Source organism: Rhodococcus sp. 06-221-2, from assembly GCF_002258365.1.
Classification (GTDB): Bacteria; Actinomycetota; Actinomycetes; order Mycobacteriales; family Mycobacteriaceae; genus Rhodococcoides; species Rhodococcoides fascians.
Window position 1 is genome coordinate 585,479 of record NZ_NOYJ01000030.1, and the last position, 20,720, is coordinate 606,198.

Annotated in this window: 15 protein-coding genes and 2 pseudogenes; 6 read left to right on the forward strand and 11 right to left on the reverse strand. The window is 61.2% G+C overall.

The annotated features are described in order from the left end of the window. Positions 1-9 precede the first annotated feature (9 nt). Both CH281_RS18875 and CH281_RS18880 read right to left on the reverse strand, forming a co-directional pair. Positions 10-1,122, reverse strand: coding sequence for an NDMA-dependent alcohol dehydrogenase (locus CH281_RS18875; protein WP_094695276.1), 1,113 nt, complete (start codon positions 1,120-1,122; stop codon positions 10-12). 737 nt (positions 1,123-1,859) lie between these two features. Beyond that, complete coding sequence (locus CH281_RS18880) at positions 1,860-2,570, reverse strand: TetR/AcrR family transcriptional regulator (RefSeq protein ID WP_306427557.1); 711 nt, start codon at positions 2,568-2,570, stop codon at positions 1,860-1,862. A gap of 48 nt (positions 2,571-2,618) precedes the next feature. Here CH281_RS18880 and CH281_RS18885 point away from each other — a divergent pair, with 48 nt between their 5' ends. Then, positions 2,619-3,431 (forward strand): mycofactocin-coupled SDR family oxidoreductase, encoded by an 813-nt coding sequence (locus CH281_RS18885; protein ID WP_094695371.1) that lies wholly within the window; start codon positions 2,619-2,621, stop codon positions 3,429-3,431. Between the two features lie 488 nt (positions 3,432-3,919). Beyond that, the gene (locus tag CH281_RS18890) at positions 3,920-4,861 is read left to right on the forward strand and encodes an oxygenase MpaB family protein (RefSeq protein ID WP_167326785.1); all 942 of its coding nucleotides are present in this window, start codon (positions 3,920-3,922) and stop codon (positions 4,859-4,861) included. Between the two features lie 230 nt (positions 4,862-5,091). Here CH281_RS18890 and CH281_RS18895 read toward each other — a convergent pair whose 3' ends face one another. Beyond that, on the reverse strand, positions 5,092-7,647 hold the full coding sequence (locus CH281_RS18895) for a bifunctional FO biosynthesis protein CofGH (protein ID WP_094695282.1): 2,556 nt from the start codon (positions 7,645-7,647) through the stop codon (positions 5,092-5,094). Positions 7,648-7,700: 53 nt separating this feature from the next. Further along, positions 7,701-8,690 carry an LLM class flavin-dependent oxidoreductase gene (locus CH281_RS18900; protein WP_094695284.1) on the reverse strand — a complete coding sequence of 330 codons (990 nt, stop codon included), beginning with the start codon at positions 8,688-8,690 and terminating at the stop codon, positions 7,701-7,703. A 165-nt stretch (positions 8,691-8,855) separates the two neighbouring features. Here CH281_RS18900 and CH281_RS18905 point away from each other — a divergent pair, with 165 nt between their 5' ends. The 3 genes from CH281_RS18905 (at position 8,856) to cofC (ending at position 12,612) form a co-directional block, all read left to right on the forward strand. After that, positions 8,856-10,868 carry an acetoacetate--CoA ligase gene (locus CH281_RS18905; RefSeq protein WP_094695286.1) on the forward strand — a complete coding sequence of 671 codons (2,013 nt, stop codon included), beginning with the start codon at positions 8,856-8,858 and terminating at the stop codon, positions 10,866-10,868. A 65-nt stretch (positions 10,869-10,933) separates the two neighbouring features. After that, positions 10,934-11,980, forward strand: a complete 1,047-nt coding sequence (fgd, locus tag CH281_RS18910; protein ID WP_094695288.1) for a glucose-6-phosphate dehydrogenase (coenzyme-F420) — start codon at positions 10,934-10,936, stop codon at positions 11,978-11,980. Beyond that, the gene (gene cofC, locus CH281_RS18915) at positions 11,977-12,612 is read left to right on the forward strand and encodes a 2-phospho-L-lactate guanylyltransferase (protein WP_167326782.1); all 636 of its coding nucleotides are present in this window, start codon (positions 11,977-11,979) and stop codon (positions 12,610-12,612) included. Before fgd ends, cofC begins: the two co-directional genes overlap by 4 nt. On the opposite strand, the gene CH281_RS18920 is transcribed toward cofC, so the two are convergent. The 3 genes and pseudogenes from CH281_RS18920 to CH281_RS27560 form a co-directional block, all read right to left on the reverse strand. After that, positions 12,609-14,318, reverse strand: a complete 1,710-nt coding sequence (locus tag CH281_RS18920) for a GAF domain-containing sensor histidine kinase (RefSeq protein ID WP_179274234.1) — start codon at positions 14,316-14,318, stop codon at positions 12,609-12,611. The two genes, cofC and CH281_RS18920, sit on opposite strands and share 4 nt — an antisense overlap. Positions 14,319-14,338: 20 nt before the next feature. After that, positions 14,339-15,103, reverse strand: a complete 765-nt coding sequence (locus CH281_RS18925) for a response regulator transcription factor (RefSeq protein ID WP_094695294.1) — start codon at positions 15,101-15,103, stop codon at positions 14,339-14,341. Between the two features lie 178 nt (positions 15,104-15,281). Then, positions 15,282-15,500, reverse strand: a pseudogene (locus CH281_RS27560) (IS3 family transposase); the annotation flags it as partial. Between the two features lie 539 nt (positions 15,501-16,039). Here CH281_RS27560 and CH281_RS18935 point away from each other — a divergent pair. Next, a complete protein-coding gene (locus tag CH281_RS18935; protein WP_094695298.1) occupies positions 16,040-16,264 on the forward strand; it encodes a hypothetical protein in 225 nt (74 codons plus the stop codon). A gap of 247 nt (positions 16,265-16,511) precedes the next feature. Here CH281_RS18935 and CH281_RS18940 read toward each other — a convergent pair whose 3' ends face one another. The 4 genes and pseudogenes from CH281_RS18940 to CH281_RS27490 all read right to left on the reverse strand — a co-directional run. Continuing rightward, on the reverse strand, positions 16,512-17,969 hold the full coding sequence (locus tag CH281_RS18940; protein WP_094695300.1) for an APC family permease: 1,458 nt from the start codon (positions 17,967-17,969) through the stop codon (positions 16,512-16,514). Positions 17,970-18,159: 190 nt separating this feature from the next. Then, complete coding sequence (locus tag CH281_RS18945; RefSeq protein WP_167330070.1) at positions 18,160-18,891, reverse strand: histidine phosphatase family protein; 732 nt, start codon at positions 18,889-18,891, stop codon at positions 18,160-18,162. Further along, positions 18,888-19,898, reverse strand: coding sequence for a phosphotransferase enzyme family protein (locus CH281_RS18950; RefSeq protein WP_094695302.1), 1,011 nt, complete (start codon positions 19,896-19,898; stop codon positions 18,888-18,890). Before CH281_RS18950 ends, CH281_RS18945 begins: the two co-directional genes overlap by 4 nt. 439 nt (positions 19,899-20,337) lie before the next feature. After that, positions 20,338-20,616 (reverse strand): annotated as a pseudogene (locus CH281_RS27490) (SDR family NAD(P)-dependent oxidoreductase); the annotation flags it as partial. Between the last annotated feature and the right edge of the window lie 104 nt (positions 20,617-20,720).

A 20,720-nucleotide genomic window follows, 5' to 3' on the forward strand; every position in this document is an offset into this window, starting at 1 on the left:
GGTGCTCCTTCATTCTGGGTTGATCTCGACGACGCCGCGCAGGATGGTTCCATCGGCCATGTCCTGGTAACCCTGTGCGATCTGGTCCAACGTGTATCGGCGCGTGATCAGCTCGTCGAGTTTGAGCTGACCGTTGCGGTAAAGGTCGAGCAGTTTGGGAATGTCGACGTGCGCGTTGCATCCTCCGTAGAGCGTGCCGAGAACCTGCTTGGCGTACAGGCTCAGAAACTGGCCCGGCAGTTGGACGTTGAGGTCGCTGAAGCTGTCGGCCATGCCGGCGAGCACCAGTCGGCCCGCCTTGCGGGTCGACTCGAAGCACTGCGCTGTGATCTCGGCGGTCAGAACCCCGACCGTCTCGATCACGGCATCGGCACCCTGCCCGTTCGTCAGCTCGGCAACTCGGGCGAGAGCCTCCTCGTGCGTGGCGTAGGCCTCGGCACCGAGCGACTCGGCGAACTCACGTCGGAACGGTTTCGGCTCCACTGCGATCACATGGCTGGCTCCGCAGTGGAACGCGCCCTGTACCGCATTGGCACCGATTCCCCCGATGCCGTAGACCATGACGACCTCACCGGGGCGCACTTGTGCGACGTTGACGGCCGACCCCCATCCCGTGGGCACGCCGCAACCCACGAGGGCGGCGACGTCCAGCGGGATGGTGGGGTCGATCTTCACACAGGAGTTCTTGGACACGACCGTACGTTCGGCAAAAGTACCGAGCATCGCCAGACCGCCGATGTCCTCGCCCCGCCCGTGGAACCGGAACGTACCGTCGGGCATGACCCCGGTTGCGATGGTGGCACCCAGGTCGCATAGGTACGACTGACCGGACACGCACCATCGGCACTTGCGACACGTCGGGATGAACGAGAACACGACGTGGTCGCCGACCTCGATGTCCTCGACCCCCGACCCGACCTGTTCGACGATCCCGGACGCCTCGTGTCCGCCGATCATCGGCTTGCGGGCGTCCGGGTCGCGACGGGTGTGCTCGTCGGAATGGCAGAGACCCGCGTACGCCACCCGCACCAGCACCTCCTCGGGTCCCGGATCATCGAGGTCGATCGTCGACGGGTGCCAGTTGTCGCCGAACTGCCACAGGACGGACGCTTGCACTTTCATGAAATCTTCTTTCTCGGTCGGGCTGTCTACATCGGCTGGTTCTGCGGTCGATGGCGGCCGGCGGTTGGTGCCTGGGTTGTCACCCGGCTTCGACAGTGGCGACCTGACATCGTTGCCGATCTCCAGAGGAGGTGACAGATTCTGACACCAGATACAGCATGACACAGGTCACACAGATTATGACACTCTTTTACTGCATGTCGGTTGAGTTGAGCTCAGCCGAATCGTCGGAGCAGTTCTGCTCGGACCCGAGACCACTGCCTGCGCGGGCATGTCCGCACGCTTGATCAGCCCGCACCGATCGAGCTGGATCGGTCGTCGGGGAGAAGCGACCGAGAATGCGGGCATCACGCAAGTTGGCTGGTAATCGACAAAAGTCTCGACCCCGCAACGGCCGATCAGCCGGAAGTTCACGGCGGCACTGGCCGGTGCCCGAGCCCCCTCGCGCTGACGCCCTCGAGCCCGAACGACTCCGAATCGCGTCCGACTCTCGGTGGGCCTTCGACCTCGGGGGACGCCTGACGCAGCGGAGTCCAGTGCCGCACCGGATTGCTTCGGAGAAGTCGCGAGAGCACCGAAACCTGGGGAGTCTCAAAGATCCGGCACAGCGGGCTCATCCGGGAAAATACAAGAGGCCCCTTTCGAGATCCTGCACCAGAGCGAGCGGTGCAGGCTCGACCGGCGAACCGCAGCGCGGTTCAGCGCGGATACTCGGAACGCCGCATGCTGCGATCGGGCTACGTAGCGAACCATTCCCGTTTGAGTAAGGCCATGCTGCGCTCTACGTGGTCGCGAATATCGCCACCTTCGAGAGCCCAATACTCCGAAGCAATCCGGTCGGCAGTCACAATCGTCGAGCACCAAAAACGAACCGCGAACTCGTCTCCACCGAACATCGACCGCATCGACATCGACGGCTCGAGAGCACGAGCGCACTCCTCGTTCACACGCAACCAGACCGACCACAACTCCGGAGTCGTCAGAACAAGTTCCAACAGAGCACGAGTCGGCATATCGGTGAAATCTGCCGTCGACGCCACCAGGCTCGCCGCCAAGGCATCGACCAACGCCTCACTCGATGTGATCGCCGGATCGATGGACTCGACAGCACTGATGTAGCGCTGCATACCCGCACGCAGCACCGGCTCGACCGAGTCGTATTTCGCCGGAAAGAACCTGTGAAACGTTCGAGCACTCACACCCGCTGCCCTGGAAATCTCCAGAACAGTCGTCGAATCGACACCCCGCGCAAGAAACAAACGGCACGCCACCACCGAAACCTGCAACGACGTGACCCGAGAGGTCGATCGACTGGACGACGGCAAGCTGGGGTCGAGGTCGCGCTGCATACGCACACGATAGTCCGAAACGGCCCGCGTTCCTCCGGATTCTGTCACAATCTGACAGACCCCTGGCAGATGCTGCCAGTGATGGCCAACTCTCCACATTCTTGACACGCGTCAACCACACCGTCTGATGAAGGACACGAATCGATGATCGACAAGCTCGAAAACAAAGTTGCCTTTATTACGGGAGCGGCACGCGGTCAAGGCCGCGCCCATGCAATCAAGTTCGCCGAGGCCGGTGCCGACGTAATACTCGTCGACGTATCCGCGCGCGCAACAGATACCGACTACCCCGCAGCAACGGTCGAAGAGTTGAACGAAACAGTCGCCGCCGTCGAGAGCTTGGGCCGACGGGCGGTCTACAGTGTTGCAGACGTGCGGGATCTCGAAGCACTTGAAGCACTGGTGAGCGATGGAGTTTCGGAATTCGGCCGCCTCGACGTGGTCGTCGCGAACGCAGGAGTCGTTTCGTGGGGCCGGTTCTGGGAAATGTCTCCCCAACGTTGGCGAGACATGATCGACATCAACCTCACCGGCGTCTTCAACACGATGAGAGCGGCAGTTCCCGCCATGATCGAGGCAGACAACGGCGGATCCATCATCGCCACGAGTTCTACCGCCGGCATAAAATCGCTTCCGGGCCAAAGCCACTACAGCGCGGCAAAAGCTGGCGTCGTTGGACTGGTCAAGAGCGCTGCGATCGAGCTTGCGCCCTATCGCATCAGGGTCAACTCGATACACCCGTGGGGGGTGCGTACAGCCATGGGATCAATGGGCCAGGATGCACAGAAGACCTTCGAGGACAACCCGTCGTACCAAGCAGCCATGGGACAGTACTGGTTTCACCCGCCGATCTCCGAACCAGAAGACATCGCCAACGCAGCCCTGTTCCTCGCATGCGACGACTCGCGAACCATCACCGGCATTCAGCTCCCCATCGATCACGGAGCAAGCAAAATCTAGAGGCGAACATCGCGGCAAGCCAACCGCACATGAATTGAGGACCGTGGCACCGATCAGCTTGTGCTGCGCTCGAACGCAACCGCCGCTGTGCACAAATTCACGCACCCCACCAATGATGCGCACCGCTGTTGCGCAACATTGGCGGCGGGTCCGCCCCCTCCAATGACGTGCGCGAACTTCGGCCCCGCAAGTTTCGATGCACGGGCAAGACGCTCGAGCACGCGCAATTTTCGCCCTCCAGTTTTGATTCATGAGCGAAGCACAATCAATGACTCAGATGCGGTTCACCAGCGACTCGGTGCGAGAACTATTCGTTGAGGAAACGTTGAGTAGAAGAACCACCCTCACAGACGCAAACACCGGTCACAATTGTTTCGAGTGGCACCGCTCACATTCAGAACTGCAGGTGCCCCAGCCGAGGAGGAAAATATTCGATGTCCGACACATTTTCTGTGAGTTCCCGCGTAGGCCGAAGGATCCGACGTGTGGTGGGTACGGCACTCGGCGCGCCGGCGCTCGAGGATAAGCACAGTAGACTCAACCGCATCGAAGAGCTGGACCCCATCGAAGACTGCGTCGAAGTCTACCGATTGTTCGTCGACGACTTCAAGGCATCGAGCGCATTTGCAGTCACAGGTGGGTTGTTCGTGACCTTCGCCGTTCCGCGAATCAGTCGCATCTTGACACAGTCTCGCCAATTCGAAGACGAGATCCAGAAGCGGCTCGTGGACACAGTTCTGCTGGATCACCACTATCACGACTCGGGGTTCGTCCCCGGTATCGGTAGGGATTCGATTCGTCGAGTCAACGAGATGCATCGTCAGTACGACATTCATCCCGAGGACTATGTATTCATCGGATGCTGGGAAGCCGTGTCCTATATCTGGTACGCCGAAACGTACGGATGGCGACCAGTCACCGAAAAGGAGAAGCTTGCGGCAGTCGCGTTCGCGAGGCTTCGTGGTCGTCATATGTACGGCGGTGAGAAGAAGATGCCATATCCAGAAACGCTCGAAGCGATGGAAACCTTCTGCACGGACTACTTGAACGCACAAATTGCGTACGAGCCGCAAAACAAACGCCTCGCAGACAGCTTGGTCGATTATGTACTGAAGGAATACCCGCGGATCCTGCACCGACCGCTCCTAGCGTTTTTCCTTTCCGTCGGGCCCGACGATCGATTGATCACCAATTGTGGATACGACCTGCCAAGCCCCCGCGCCAAAAAGCTCAGTCGGAAATTGATGGGTCTCTACGCAAAATTGGATCCCCTGACAGACGGGCTCACCTCACTCGCACAGACCTTGGTCGAAAAGGAATATCCCGATGGGTACAAGGTCGACTTACTCGGCACCTATGTGAACTCCTGCCCTCGCGCACGAACCAGCGCGGGTGATCAGAGCGACGTCAAGATGGCACACGCAGAGTAGGAGCTCGCAGCAACTGGTTCGGGCGCTGACCTCGATCGACCGGTCGTGTTGTCAGCTCGTGCGGGAGTATTCGCGGAAGGGGAATTGTGCGCGGATACTCCCGCCGGAAGTCGATGTCGCGATCCGATCGGTGACTTCCTCGACAAGGCAACATTGCCAACACATTTCGCCATGTGCTCAGAGGGGTTAGCAGTCAACTCGATGGGTTGCCGCGAGGACCTTCGAGACCGTCAGATCAGGCCGGCGACCGACACTGCCGGTGCCGGGCCGTACGTGGTGGTGCGCTGACGAACCGGTCGTCCGATGCCGTCGGCGATCTCGTGCAGCTCCGCGACGGTCTTCTCCGAACCGTTCTGCGAACCCGCCATACGCGAGATCGTCTCTTCCATCAGGGTCCCGCCCAGATCGTTCGCGCCCCCGTTCAGCATCGCCTGTGTACCCGTGATTCCCAATTTCACCCATGAGGTCTGAATGTTGTCGATACGGCCGTGCAGCATGATCCGCCCCAGCGCATGCACCGCGCGGTTGTCCCGATTGGTCGGACCCGGCCGAGAGGCACCCGCCAGATACAGCGGCGACGACTGGTGCACGAACGGCAACGGCACGAACTCGGTGAACCCGCCCGTCTTATCCTGGATCTTCTTGAGCACGTTCAAATGCCCGACCCAGTGCGACGGATTGTCGACGTGGCCGTACATCATCGTCGAGCTCGACCGCAGCCCCACCTCGTGTGCGGTGGTGATCACCTCGATCCACTCCGCCGCAGGCAACTTGCCCTTGGTGAGCACCCACCGCACCTCGTCGTCGAGAATCTCCGCAGCGGTACCCGGAATCGAATCCAAGCCCGCGGCCCGCAATTCGGTGAGCCACTCACGAATCGACTGACCACCGCGCGACGCCCCGTTGACGATCTCCATCGGCGAGAACGCGTGCACGTGCATCGACGGCACCTTCGCCTTGACCGCACGGACCAGATCGGCGTATCCCGTCACCGGCAGTTCGGGGTCGATGCCGCCCTGCATGCACACCTCGGTGGCCCCGACGACGTGCGCTTCCCACGCACGGTCGGCGACTTCGGCGGTGGACAGCGTGAACGCGTCGGCGTCACCCTTGCGCTGCGCGAACGCACAGAAACGGCATCCGGTGTAGCAGATGTTGGTGAAGTTGATGTTCCGGTTCACCACGTAGGTGACGGTGTCCCCGTTGACCTGCTTACGCAGATCGTCGGCGAGCGCCGCGACCGCGTCCATGCCCGGGCCCTCGGCCGTCGCCAACGCCAGATACTGCTCATCGGACAATCCGGCCGGGTCCTTCTCCGCGGCCGTCAATGCCGACACCAGGTCGCGGTCGACTCGTTCCAGACCGGCGAGATCGCGCACCTGCTCACGAATGGAATCCCAGTCGCCGAACGCATTCGCCAGATCCGAGCGCGTCTCGGTGTTGCGGCCCTCGGTGTCGATCTCGGTGTTCAGATCCACCCGTCCCGAGGACTCCCATTCCTCGTCCGGCTCCTGCCACGGCAGACCCGTCGGGTTCACGCCCTCGCGCGCCATCCCGGTCTCGGGATCCGCCACTGCCCGCACATGCGCCGAGATCCGCGGATCGATCCACGGCGCGCCGGCCAGAACGTACTGCGGCTGCGCGGCAGTACGTTCCACGAGCGTGTAACCGGCCGCCGCCGACAATTCCGCGAGCGAATCCAGATTCGGCCACGGACGCTCCGGATTGACGTGATCGGGCGTCAACGGAGACACCCCACCCCAATCGTCGACGCCCGCGCCGAGCAACGCTGCCGTCTCCTCCGGCTCGACCAGATTCGGCGGAGCCTGAATCCGCATCGACGGGCCGACGAGAACTCGCGTCACCGCGATCGTCGCCAGGAACTCTTCCATCCCCGCGTCGGGCACCGACCGCATCGCGGTATCGGACTTGGCCAGAAAGTTCTGCACGATGATCTCTTGCACATGACCGAAAGACTTGTGCACCTTACGAATTGCCATGATGGACTCGGCCCTGTCCCGCAACGTCTCACCGATACCGACCAGGATGCCGGTGGTGAACGGAATATTGAGCCGACCCGCGTCGGTCAGCGTCCGCAGCCGCACCTCGGGATCCTTGTCGGGACTGCCGTAATGCGCCTGCCCCTTCTCCTCGAACAACCTCCGCGAGGTGGTCTCGAGCATCATGCCCATCGAGGGGGCCACCGGCTTGAGGCGCGAAAGTTCCTGCCATGACATCACACCCGGATTCAGATGCGGCAGCAGACCGGTCTCCTCGAGCACCCGAATGGACATGGCCCTCACGTAGTCCAGAGTCGAGTCGTAGCCGCGTGAGTCCAGCCACGCCTTGGCCTCGGGCCACCGCTCCTCCGGCCGATCCCCGAGAGTGAACAACGCCTCCTTGCAACCCAACTCGGCACCCTTGCGGGCGACGTCGATGATCTCGTCGGGATCCATGAACATCCCGTGCCCGGCCGCGTTGAGCTTGCCCGGCACCGTGACGAACGTGCAGTAATGGCACTTGTCGCGGCACAACCGCGTGATCGGCACGAACACCTTGCGCGAATACGACACCGTCTTCGGCCGGCCCGCCGACTCCAACCCGGCATCGCGAACCCGGGACGCCGACGCCATCAGATCGACCAGGTCGTCACCGCGAGCATGCAACAACACCGTGGCTTCGTCGACGTTGAGAGACACTCCATCACGGGCACGACGCAACACTCGTCGCATCGCAGAGGGGGCAGGAGATTTGGGACATTCAGATGAAGCTGAGATGTCAGACAAAGTGTACGCACTCCGTCTCCGGTGCTACTGCTGATGTCAGGTACATCGACCAGTCAGCTCGCGTCGACTTTGGGCATGATTTCCTCGACCAAACGCTTGAGATCGTCGATCGTCTTGGATGTCGGTACGTCCCGGAACGGTGGCCACAGAATGGGCATTGTCATTCCGGCCTCCTTGTAACGCTTGAGGCGGTCTTCGATCTGCTGCGCGGTTCCGGTCAACAAGTTGGTTGCCTTACCTGCCGGCGTCTGATCTGTCTCTTCATCAGTAATTGTGAACCAGATCATGCTGCACATGTCGAACCCGGTTGGGAAGTCTCGGCCCAGCTCGTTCAGCTCCCGCTTCATCTCCCCGCGCCAACGGGCGATGTCTTCAGGCGAATCTTGAATACCGATCCACCCTTGCAGACCGTATTTGGCGATTCGTCTAGCCGAGCGCTTGGGATCCTTCAGCCCTGAAAAGTAGATCGGCGGTCCCGGCTTCTGGATTGGCTTGTGCCCGAACCCGGACAACGGAAAGTCGGCAAATTCTCCGTGGTACTCGAACAATTCGTTCGACCAAATACCTTGCATGATTTCAATTGTTTCGCGAACGTGTCCGTGCCGCCGCGGGAAGAGATGCGAGACGCTCGCCGCAGCGAACTCCTCCGGCATCCACCCAGCCCCCACCCCGACATTGAGCCGTCCGTTGGCGAGATGGTCTTGTGTTGCCAGCTCCGCGGCCAGGACGCCCGGCGAGCGATACGGAGTGTCGATGATACTCATACCGATTCTTAGCTTCTCGGTCTTCGCAGCGAGCCACGGTATCAGGGTCATGCCTTGAAACCACTTACCGCGCGAAATTACCGGCAGCCCGTTTGGGAGATCAGTCATCATGCCGAATGGGTATTCCAATTGGACACGATCCGAAGCCTCGGGCACCACGATACGATCGAGAGTCCACACCGAATCGAAATCCAGTGCTTCAGCGAGAGCCGTGAGGTCCTCTAGCTCTTTCAAAGTCACGTGATCTCGAAAATTCGGTAGATAGAGAGCCAGCTTCATCGGTGGTACTCCTCGCAGGGAAAGTAAATGCGGAAACGAAGTTTCGTTTCTCCTACCTGACGGTACTTCGCTCGAGTCAATGCACTCTCATGTGAAACTCAACAAATCAACAACTACGGAGCCTGTGTTTGTCCTTTCAGCGAACGCAGCCCTAGATTCGACCGTATGAAGCATCGTCAAGGCACCGGTAACACCCAGGCCGGAGCCGTCTCACCGGACGTCGTGTGGAGCCCGACCGCCGAGAGTATCGCCGAGTCACCCCTGCGTGAGTATCTGAACTGGCTGGAATCCACTACCGGGCACCACTTTCAGGACCACGAATCCTTCTGGTCGTGGTCGGTCGAGAACCTGGACGAGTTCTGGGTGTCCATAGCCGACTACTACGGTGTCGCATTCTCGCAGCGTTGGACTCAGGTGCGCACCGGCCGTCCGATGCCTGACACACGGTGGTTCGTCGGAGCCCACCTGAACTGGGCTGAAAACATGCTCCTACGCGGGCGAAACAGCGATACCGCACTCATTTGCGCCTCCGAAGGAACAGTACTGGATCGGACCATCACATTCGCCGAATTGAAACGTTCCGTGGCCGCACTGGCAGGGTGGTTTCGACGTGAGGGAATCCGCCCAGGGGACCGCGTCGCCGCATATCTACCAAACACCGAACACGCAGTCATCGGCCTTCTCGCAGCAGCGGCAGTGGGCGCTGTATGGGTGTGTTGCTCCCCCGATTTCGGCCCGGACGGCACGATAAGTCGCCTATCGCAGCTCGAACCTACTGTTCTGATCGCAGCAGATGGGTACCACTGGAACGGCAAGGACATCGACCGAAGTGATGTAGTCGCGCAATTGCGCGACAATCTTCCCTCCCTGCGCCGTGTGGTGCATGTTCCCTATCTGTACGACCGATGGCCGCCTGCCGGCTCGACCCCGTGGGCAGATGCGGTCGGTCGCGATGCGCCCCTCGAGTTCGAGCAGGTCGAATTCTCGCATCCACTCTGGGTGCTGTTCAGTTCGGGAACCACTGGACTGCCCAAAGGCCTGGTCCACGGTCACGGAGGGATCGTCCTGGAGAGTCTGAAGTGGTCAGGGCTCTATTGCGCACTCCGCGACGGTGACCGTCTGTTCACCTACACATCAACTGGCTGGGCTCTGTGGAACATGCAACTCGGCGCACTGTCTCAGGGCGCAAGCATCGTCTTGTACGAAGGAAGCCCCGGGTATCCCGCCGGCGCGGTATGGGATATCGCAGCCCGTACACGCACACACGTGATGCTGCTCGGTGCCGCCGTAGTATCCGCGTCTGCTCGTTCGACTACTAGTGAGTCGCCCAGGGACTTCGGTGACCTGACATCGCTACGCCATCTGATGGTGAGCGGCTCATCGCTGCCGGTCGCCGACTACCAGTGGGTAATCGAGCACCTTGGCCCAACGATCCAGATCGATTCCACCAGCGGCGGCACCGACATAGCAGGATCTTTCGTCGGTTCGAACGCGTACACCCCAGTTCGGCCTGGCCGAATCGGGGGCCGAATTGCTGGCGTGGCTGCCGCCGCATGGAGCGACGACGGGACATCCGTAATCGACGGGGTCGGAGATCTCGTTATAACCGAATCAATGCCATCGATGCCACTGTGGCTGTGGAATGACCCGGACGGTTCGAGGTATCGGGAGTCCTATTTCGACACATGGCCGGCCGTATGGAGGCACGGCGACTGGGTAACGGTCCACGGAGACGGAAGCATCAGTGTTCATGGTCGCTCCGACTCGACCCTCAACCGGCAGGGCGTCCGTTTGGGAAGTTCGGACTTCTATAACGTGATCGACGGCATGCCCGAGATAGCAGATTCAGTGGTGGTCGGTCTCGACCTGCCCGACGACGAGTACTGGCTCGGGCTGTTCGTAGTTCCCGCCGAAGGTCAGCACGTCGATGACAAGCTTCGACGTCACATCACAGACGCATTGAGGAACCGGCTGTCGCCCCGGCACGTTCCGGACGAAATAATCGAAGCACCTGCGATTCCACGAACACTGAACGGCAAAAAGCTCGAGATGCCGATAAAGAAGATTTTGGTTGGCCGGTCTATAAGCAGTGCCGTCAACATTGCGTCGGTGGACAACCCGACAGCTGTGGCTTGGTACGTGAACTTCGCGGCATCCAGATTTCCCAGAACACAGTGAACCTGGTCGATGAACAACCTGTACCGGTTGTCGGCCCAACCAACTGGACGTATCGAGGAGTTAGCATGGCGCAGGGTCTCAAGCTCGGGTACAAGGCATCGGCGGAGCAGTTCGGGCCGCGTGAGTTGGTCGAGCTCGGTGTGCTCGCAGAGCAGCACGGCATGGATTCCGCGACTGTCAGTGACCACTTCCAGCCGTGGCGACACGAGGGTGGGCATGCGCCGTTTTCCCTTGCCTGGATGACGGCTGTCGGCGAGCGCACGAAGACGATCCAGCTCGGGACGTCCGTTCTGACGCCGACGTTCCGCTACAACCCGTCGGTCATCGCGCAGGCGTTCGCCACGATGGGCTGCCTGTATCCCGGGCGCATCATGCTCGGAGTGGGAACCGGTGAGGCGCTCAACGAGATCGCCACCGGGTTCACCGGCGAATGGCCGGAGTTCAAGGAGCGTTTCGCACGACTGCGGGAGTCGGTTCGCTTGATGCGCGAGCTGTGGCTCGGCGATCGCGTGGACTTCAAGGGCGAGTACTACACGACCAAGGGCGCGTCGATCTACGACGTTCCCGAGGGCGGTATCCCCATCTACATCGCGGCCGGCGGCCCCGTCGTCGCGCGGTATGCAGGGCGCGCGGGCGACGGCTTCATCTGCACGTCGGGCAAGGGCATGGAGCTCTACACCGACAAGCTTCTCCCCGCCGTCGAAGAGGGTGCAGGCAAGGCAGAGCGTGACGCCGGCGAGATCGACAAGATGATCGAGATCAAGATCAGCTACGACACCGATCCCGAACTGGCACTGGAGAATTGCCGTTTCTGGGCTCCGCTGTCTCTGACGCCGGAGCAGAAGCACTCCATCGACGACCCGATGGAGATGGAGAAGGCCGCCGACGAGCTGCCGATCGAGCAGGTCGCCAAGCGCTGGATCGTGGCATCGGACCCGGACGAGGCCGTCGAGAAGATCAAGCAGTACACCGACGCCGGCCTGAACCACCTGGTATTCCACGCGCCCGGACACGATCAGAAGCGGTTCCTCGAACTGTTCGAGAAGGATCTCGCACCGCGCCTGCGAACCGTCGAATTTCCCAGTACATGCTTCCGGAGTCACCCGTCATGACCGCTCCGAGCTGGATGGCGATCGTTCCTATTCGTCGATTGTCTGAAGCCAAATCTCGGTTGGCCGTGCCCAACCGTGAGGGATACGCAATCGCCTTCCTCAAGGATGTCTTGGAAGTGCTCATGTCCTCGAACGAGATACGTAGCGTTGTGGTGACTACGCCGGATCTCGCTGTACAGCGACATGCTTTCGGGTGCGCTGTGGTGCTGGAACCGGGAACTGGGATCGACTCGGCCATCGAATGCGCTCGTAATTGGGGTAGGGACGTCGGCCACCACGGCCATGTATTGGCAGTATTGCCTGATCTTCCGGCGCTGCAGGTCAGCGAACTCGACCGGATGCTGCAGGAGGCGCGTAAACACGACCGTTCATTTCACCCGGACTCGCAGGGCGACGGAACCACATGCGTCACCGCCCGCAGGGCGATAGACCTGCGGACGAAGTTCGGACCGGGATCGGCCAACCGTCATCGTAATTCGAGTATCACCGAACTCGGCGGCTTCGGTCGCGGTTTGAGCTGCGACGTCGACACGATCGAAGACCTGTGCAAGGCTGCGAGTCTCGGGGTTGGGCATCACACGATGTCTTTGTTGTCCGGCGTCCACGGTTTCGATCCGGCGTCGCCGCGCTAGAAGTCGACGCCGATCTCGGATATCGGCGTTCCGGCCGGGGAGTTCCTGCGATGAGCGGACCGCAGTGCAATATCAAATGCGGCGCCCCCTCCGCTGCAATTCCGCGCGGTCAAATTCCCTCCCATTGCTGTGATCAGGCCGTGCGACAGCATCAACCCGAGACCGTAGCCGTCGACGGCCGCCCCGGCACCCCGGTCATGACCTCCACGCGAGAACGGCGTAAACAAATGCGGAAGATAGTCCTGCGGTATGCCCTCACCATCATCCAAGACGGTAATCGCCGTCATCGACGTGCCGGAAACTGCTGATATCTCTATCGTTCCCCCAGCCTGTCCGTAGCGAAGAGCATTTCCGATCACGTTCAAAAGAACCTGGCGCAAGCGGCCAAGGTCTGCCCACACTTCGATCGACGCCTCGATCGAGACATTTACCGTGATGCTACGCGTGTCCGCCAACGCAGAGAGCAGCCTGGCGATGTCATAAACCGTTTCGGCGACGAGAATGCGCTCGATTTTCAGTGGCAGTACACCGGCTTCGATCCGGCTGATGTCGAGGACGTCGGTGACCAAACCTAGGACGTGGTCGGCGGCGAAATCGATGCGGGCCAGGGCTTCTTCCCGGCGTTCCCCGTCCAAGGTCAGCGTACGCAAGAGTTCGGTGAAGCCTTTTATCGCCTGCAATGGTGTTCGGACTTCGTGGCTGACCGAGGTGAGAAGATCCGATTTTGCCGAGCTGTGGGACTCGGCGACCTGGCGCGCAACTTCAGCACGCTCTCGCTCCGTTCTCGCTTCGTCGGCCGACAGTCTTTCGGTGAGGTCGACCAGGTTCAATGCAAATCGTACTGGGGAGTTATCGCGGCCACGCACCAACGAGAAGGTCGCCTCAACGGGTACTTCCCCACCATCTTTCCGAATCACCGCCATCTGTTCCGTCACGCAAAATACATCGCCGTCAGCGAGTAAGGCATGAATCCGCTTCTCAGAAGAGCTGTTGAATTGCAACGCCGATTCGAGTCGTCGATCAACCAGTTCCTGAGTGCGGTAGCCACCGAGCTTTGCGAACGATGTGTTTACGCGCTCGAATACCCAATCAAGATCCAACAGAGCCGCACCCGCTGGGTTATCCTCGAATGATCGTCGGAACAATTCCTCGCTCTCGATCAGGTCCCCGAGTAAGCGGCCATGTTCGAGTGCGACCGCTGCAAGGTAGGTGAATCTGTCTACCAATTGTCGCTCTCTGGCAGTCGGCCGGTGCGGAGCGCTGTGGTAGACGGCAAAAGTGCCGACAGTACGCCCGGAGGGATCTGCAATCGGCGTGGACCAGCATGCAATCAGACCGGAGGCGACGGCGATGTCTCGAAAATCCACCCACCGATAGTCAGTTCGAACGTCCTGTGCGACAACGGTTTTACCGTAATGCGCAGCCACTCCACAGGATCCCGAACGCGGGCCGGGCCTGAGGCCCTCGATAGCTTGTAGATACTCCGAAGGCAGGTTTGGAGCAGCACCGTGGTGAAGCGAAAGACCTGACGGCGCGACCAACAATATCGAACATCGAGCACCCGTCATCAAGCATTCGAGTGCGGTGAGGACCGCATCCAGTGTTTGCTGCACCGGCATCGCTGCGGCGACCATCTCGAGAATTTTCATTTGCTGGTCCATCAGATAGGACATGTCGAACGAACTCAGAATGCTGCTCTCGTCCACGTGCGAGGGCCCAATCCCGTTCATCGTGGGACCGAGGGGCCGTCGAAGTGATAACCCACGCCACGCACAGTGCGTATCGGTGGAACACCCGGGTCTCGACCCAGCTTGTTCCGCAGACGATGAACGTGCTCGGTTACGGTGGCCTCGCCCAAGAAGTCACCTGAATGCCACACACCCTCGATCAGTTGACGACGCGTAAGAACCTGACGTGGGTGTGTTGCCAAGAACAACAGCAGGTCGAATTCTTTGACTGTCAATTCCACCCGTTTGCGGGCAACACTGACTTCACGACTCGGGACTTCGATTCGTAGCGACCCGATCGACATCACTTGCGGGGCGGTGAACGGCGCGGCCCGGCGAAGGAGCGACCGTATCCGCGCGGCGAGCTCCCCCGGCGAAAACGGTTTGACCAGATAATCGTCCGCTCCGAGGTCGAGTCCGACTATTCGGTCCGTTTCCCCACTACGCCCCGACAATATGATCACGGGCAAGTCGCGTGGCACCCCCGCACGTCCGGAGCGAATTTCACGAAGGACGTCGAGACCACCTACTGCGCGCAACGACAAATCCAGCACAATGAGCAAAGGTTGATCGTGTGCCATAAGCCGTAAAGCCATAGCACCGTCGTCCGCCTCGATGACCCCGAATCCCGAATCGTTCAGCTGCCATCTGACAACTGTACGAATGCTCTCGTCATCATCTACAACCAGCACACAGCGACCCGCTTCTGCCCCCGCGCCTACCTTGGAACGTTCCGAGGGGAGATCGGAGGGCGGTGTCTTCATCTACGTGAGATACCACACGTATGGCTCCCTCCGCCAGGAGGTAGAAGTCGCCAGGCTGGTCATGAGACGCCATGTTGAGGAGACGTTGATACAGTCTCAGTCCAGGCGCAAGCGAACAGAGCTGGCATGGCAGGGGGACCGCCCCGAGTTCAGTTGACTGTCGGGGTTGAGTGCTGCAGGCCGAGTGTGCGGTCCGGTTGACTGTCTCGAACTCGATCGGGATGAGCTCACCGAGGCGTCGCGATCAACGTTTGCGGTGATAGGCCTTCTCGATCCATGTCACGATCGCCAGCCGTAGTTGCTCGCGGGTCGAACACCGCTGGCGGTCGAGGACGTTCTTGTAGGCGAGTGCGAAGAACGACTCCATTGCGGGGTTGTCACCGCATGCCCCGCCCCGATGGAACCTCATAACCCGTTGTACGACAGCGTATATGCAAAATTTGCGGATTGGAACTAGCTAGCGCGATCCGAATGTACGATCCGTTCGCACCGAGCCTCCTTGCGCCCTTTCGGCATGGTGAACAGCCTTCCACCGTGAGAAGCGAACCTCACAGGTTAGATGTCAACCAAAGCCCGGGCACTCCCCTTTGGTAGCACTGGCGGGCCTCGTCGTCGGGATCAAGGAGTTGGTGAAAGTCGAAGGCTCGGGCTGGACAGTTTTGCTGTCTGCCGCGGCAGTCGGGCTGAGTGCGACCTTGTTCGTGCGACGACAGGCACGTCTTTCATATCCACTCCTGGTCCTCGGCGTCTTCCGGAACCCCGCCTTCCTCTCGGGCGTCCTGGCTGCCGGCTTCGCCATGTTCACTATGGCGGAATACAACTGGTAACGACCCAACGATTCTAGCTGGTCGCCTAATCCTCGCCACTCGAAGCAGACATTCTCGTCTCGATGATCGCTGGGATCCTTGCCGATAGCGATGCTTGGAGGTCTCTTTTGTGTTCACCTCCCGCATCGGGCTACCGAACGGCACTGATCAGGGCGCGCGCGACAGCATAGACAGCGCACTCTCGATTGCCGCGCAAGACCCTGCCATCGCAGACCAGCTCTCTCGTGCAGCCGGCCAGGCCTACGACTCCGGTTACACCGCAGTCATGGTCGTGGTCGCGGCAAGTCTTGCGCTCGCTGCGGCTGCCACTGGTGTGTTGTTGCGACGGCATTGACTGGGCAGCGAAGTTACTGGCACGGAGCGAATCGCAGTGGTAGACGCAGCCGAGTAGGAGTTCCTCAATTCTTGACGCAGCCGCGCGCGTCGTGTCGGCGTGACCCAAGACAGCAATCCATGCATCCGACGAATTCGTCGGATGCATGGGTTTCGGCAGAATTGGCACCCGTTCTGGTCAAGTCGCGTGACCACGTAGAGCCTCCGACCCGAATCGGAGGCCGGAGGCTCTATGCAGATAGGCTGTGTCAAACTAGTTCCGCTTCGTAATTGACACTGGGACGGATTGTCGCCCAAAGGAATCCGGCGATCGCAAAGACCGGGATGAGCAGAAGTAGCCATTGCGCGATGCCGCCTTGGCCGCCGAGCAGCACGTCGTAGTTACTCACCGCAAGGTAGGCGACGTAGGCGAAGCCGATGACCGCCAGGACCGGGCTGATCTTGGTGGTCCACGGGTTGGTTTCGAGCTTGGTGCGGGCGAAGAAGGCGAAGATCGAGATCGAGGTCATGATCAGGATGACGATCAGGGCGGTGGTGCCAAGAGCGAGCAACCAACTGTAGGTGACAGTGTACGCGTCTGCGCCCGCGAGCTCGAATCCGATCAAGACGATGCCGACGACGATCCCGACCACGGCTGCGGCGGTGCGCGGGGTGCCGGACGTCGAGGTCGCCGTACCGAGTCGGTGCGGGAGGACTCCTGCACGCCCGAGGGCGTAGAGGTAGCGGGCGAACATGTTCTGGAAGCCGATGAGCATGGCGATGAAGCTGGTGACGACGAGGATTTCGAGTGTCGTGGCGAGCCAGGTGCCGACTTCTTGCTGGGCTATGGCGAAGACGAAACCTGCGGGGTCTTCGGTTGCTGCGGCCTGGACGGTCTCGTTACCGACCGCATTGCCCAGGGCCCACGTGGTGACCGCGTAGAACAACCCGATGAAGGCGATGGATCCGTAGATCGCGCGCGGGATGGTCCGGCGCGGGTTTTTGGCCTCTTCCGAGAACACCACTGTCGCCTCGAATCCGGTGAAGCACGCGAACGCGAACAGGAATGCCACTCCCAATCCGGGGCCAGCGAGTGCGGACGGATCGAAGGCGGTAACAGAATTTCCTGCTGCACCGCCGCCGGCGATGATGGTGACATCGAGGATGACGAAGACGACGATTTCGAGCGCGACCAGGACGCCGAGCACCTTCAAGCTCAGATCGATGCCGAGCATGGTCAGTCCGGTCACGGCCACCAGGACAACGAACATGATCAACGCACGAGGAATGTCGATGCCGAGTTTGCTGGCGATGGTGTCGTGGGCGAAAACGGAGAACAGTGCCCACAATGCTGCCTGCAGGGTGCCGTAGAACAAGATCGCCAGGCCTGCACCGGCGGTGGCGACCCGGGCTCCGAGCCCGCGGGCGATGTAGGCGACGAATCCACCGGCGTTGGTGATGTGTCGGCTCATGGCCACGTAACCCGACGCGAACAGAACGAACAGCAGTGCGGCCAGCAGGTACACCGTCGGTGCGCTGGAGCCGCTTGCAGAGAAGACAACGGGGGATGCGCCGACGATGGCGGCCATGGGGGCGACAGCTGCGACGACGAAGAAGATGATCGCGGTGACGCCGAGGCGACCGGGCCGCAATCCCCCGCGCTCGGCGGTACCGGCGGCAGTGGGATCGGGAGAGTTGCTGGAGGTGGACGGCTGGGTGGTGGACATTGGGACTCCGAGGTTGAGTGAAGTCGAGCGTGAACGTGCGACGGCGGGTACAGGCACCGGCAGGGGTGGGCCGTGCGGGCGGCTACCACCGTCGGACGAGAAGAGTGATTCAGATCACTGAACGCATCGCTATCTTCATGCGTTAGTAGGTCATTGTCAATAGCTGTCGGTCATATCGTGAACGACTCGTTCAGGAATGTGCGGCGCTGGTAGCGCTGCTGTGGGCGTGCGCCGGGTGTGACCGTTGTGCGGTCTCGTCGGCAGGGGTGAGGTGGGTGGTGTCGTTGAATGTGCGCAGGCGATATGCGCCATCGGCGTGGTGGACGATGCGGGTGAAGGAGCCGTTTTCGACGTCGACGAACGCGAAGGGACGGCTGCCGGTGGTGGATCGGCAGATCTCGGCGACGACTCCGCCGTGGACGAAGGCCACGGCGGTCGATCCCGCAGGTGTCGTGTGAACGATCGTGTCGAGGCCGCGGTGTACGCGGGCGCGGAAGGTCTCGGCGTTTTCGGCACCGGGGATCAGGTCCCATCGCTCGTCGGCGAAGACTCGCTCGAGCAGTGGGTCCGCGGCGCGGCGGCGGTGTTCGTACTCGCTTCCCTCGTAGTCGCCGAGGCAGACTTCGCGCAGGTCCGCGATCACCGTGGGGGCGATTCCGAGGGCGGCGGCGGTGGGTTCGGCGGTCTGCGCCGTGCGGCGCAGCGTGGTGACGAACAGGGCCGTGCGGGCGGGGTCGAGGGCGCGTAGTCGGTGTGCAACAGCGGCGGCCTGAGTGACGCCGCCGGACGAGAGGGGCGGATCTGCATGCCCGTCGAGGAAGACGCCATCGGTTGTGGCACTGGAGGATCCGTGCCGAACAAGGATGATTTCGATGGCTCCTGCGGGCACGGTGAACGGGGCCTGGAGGTCGCGGTCGATCACAGGCTCGCCGCGTCTCGGGTCAGTATGGCGTCGGACCAGTCGCAGGTGCGCTGAGCCAGGCCGGGGAGCATCTCGCGGCTGACCGCGATGTCGGGGTTGTTGCCCAGGAATGCGATGGTGAGCATGCGCCGCATCAGTAGGAAGGTGTCTATTTCGCGTTCGTGCTCGAGGGGTAGTTCGCGCACCGACCGGTAGCCCTGCAGCCAAGCGTCGATGAAATCCGGCGCCTGGGGGTGGTCTTCGGCGAAGGTCAGTGCCGTTGCCAGGTCGTACATGAACCAGCCGGGTCCGCAGTCGTCGAAGTCGATCAAGCGACAGCGATCGCCGTCGACCAGCAGGTTCGCTGCACGCAGGTCCGCGTGAATGAGTCCGTATCGGTCGGATCCGGACCCGTAGGAGTGCAGCCGGTCGCGAACGAACGATCGCACCCGGGTGAGCTGTTCGATCTGGTCGGTCTCGACGACCCCTGCGCGCCAGTCTCCCCAGCGGGCTGCGGGACCGAACGCGGCGTCGAAATCCCAGTCTGGGCGGCTGAACCATTGCGGACGCGTCCACTGCGTCGAGTGCTCGTGCAGGTGTGCGGTGATGGTCCCGAGTTTGGGCATCACCGCGGCGAAGTCGTCCTCGTCGGGGTGCTCACCGCTCACGCACTCGAAGAAGCTGACGTGGTAGTCCAGGTCCGATCCGGGCGGACGGACGGTGATGACCATCTTGCTGTCCGTGGACAGATGCACTGCAGGTACCAACGATTCGGAGGATTGCCCCAGGCTGGCGAGCCAAGCGAGTTCGGATTCGCGGACACGCAGATCGTGCCCACCGGGACGACTGATACGGGCTACCACCGGAGGCGCTCCGTCGGGCCGAATCCGGTACGACACATTTTCCGATACCGGGAGCTGTTCGGGGATCAGGTCCGCCGGAAGCCCGAAGCGTGGAAGCGCCAGCGCGAGAACGGCTTCTGCATGCTTGAGAGTGTCGGATGCGCTGACGGGTGAGGCTTCGGGCATGGCCGGGATTCCTGTTCGGTGTGTTCGGAAAGAGCGCTGACTGCTCGCGTCGAGATATCGGTGCCGAGCTGGAGAGCAGGTCGGGCATCCGGACCGGGTCGACGTCGCGCTGGACCGTGGCGGGTTGTTCGATGAGCTGGATCGAACGGGCCGGAGTGGAGGACTTCTCCGAACATATGTCGCACATCTCACAGAAGCAAGACGGTGCGGAATATTTTTGCATGGGTCGTTCAATCTTTACATCGATGAAACAACGCGGATGGTTCCAGCCGGCGTCTGTTCGTGTGCTGAGCTGCACTCGATAAGGTCGGCGGCAGGTCATCGGCTCTACTGGTCGCGAAACGCCAGTGTCGAAACATCGAGCAGAGTGTATCCGCCGTCCATTCACCCAGATCGCAGTCCTCGATCGATCCGAAGGGGCCGATGCCCGCTTGTTGACCACGATGTCGAGCCGCCCGCCGCGGCGGCCCACCAGGCAGACTGCGGCACCATCGTCGGCCAACCGCTGGGCTATTGCCGCACCGATGCCGGTTCCTTCACCGGTGACCAGGGCCGTCTTTCCGTCGAGCTTCATTCGTTGCTCCCACTTTCGGTTGCGCACAGAGATGGGCGGCGTGGACGAGCGCGCTGCACACCTCGCTGGAGTCGGCGTCGATTCCTCGGTGCGGCGCGCAGTCGCACCACTATGCGGCCGGAGTGTGACCTGCGCCATGGACATCCGCGCACAGAACTCGTATTTCTGCGCATACAGTTCTCTTTACGAACGGATACTGTGAAACCTGTAACACCCGGACGCAAACTGAACGGGTGATACGTTTTCGG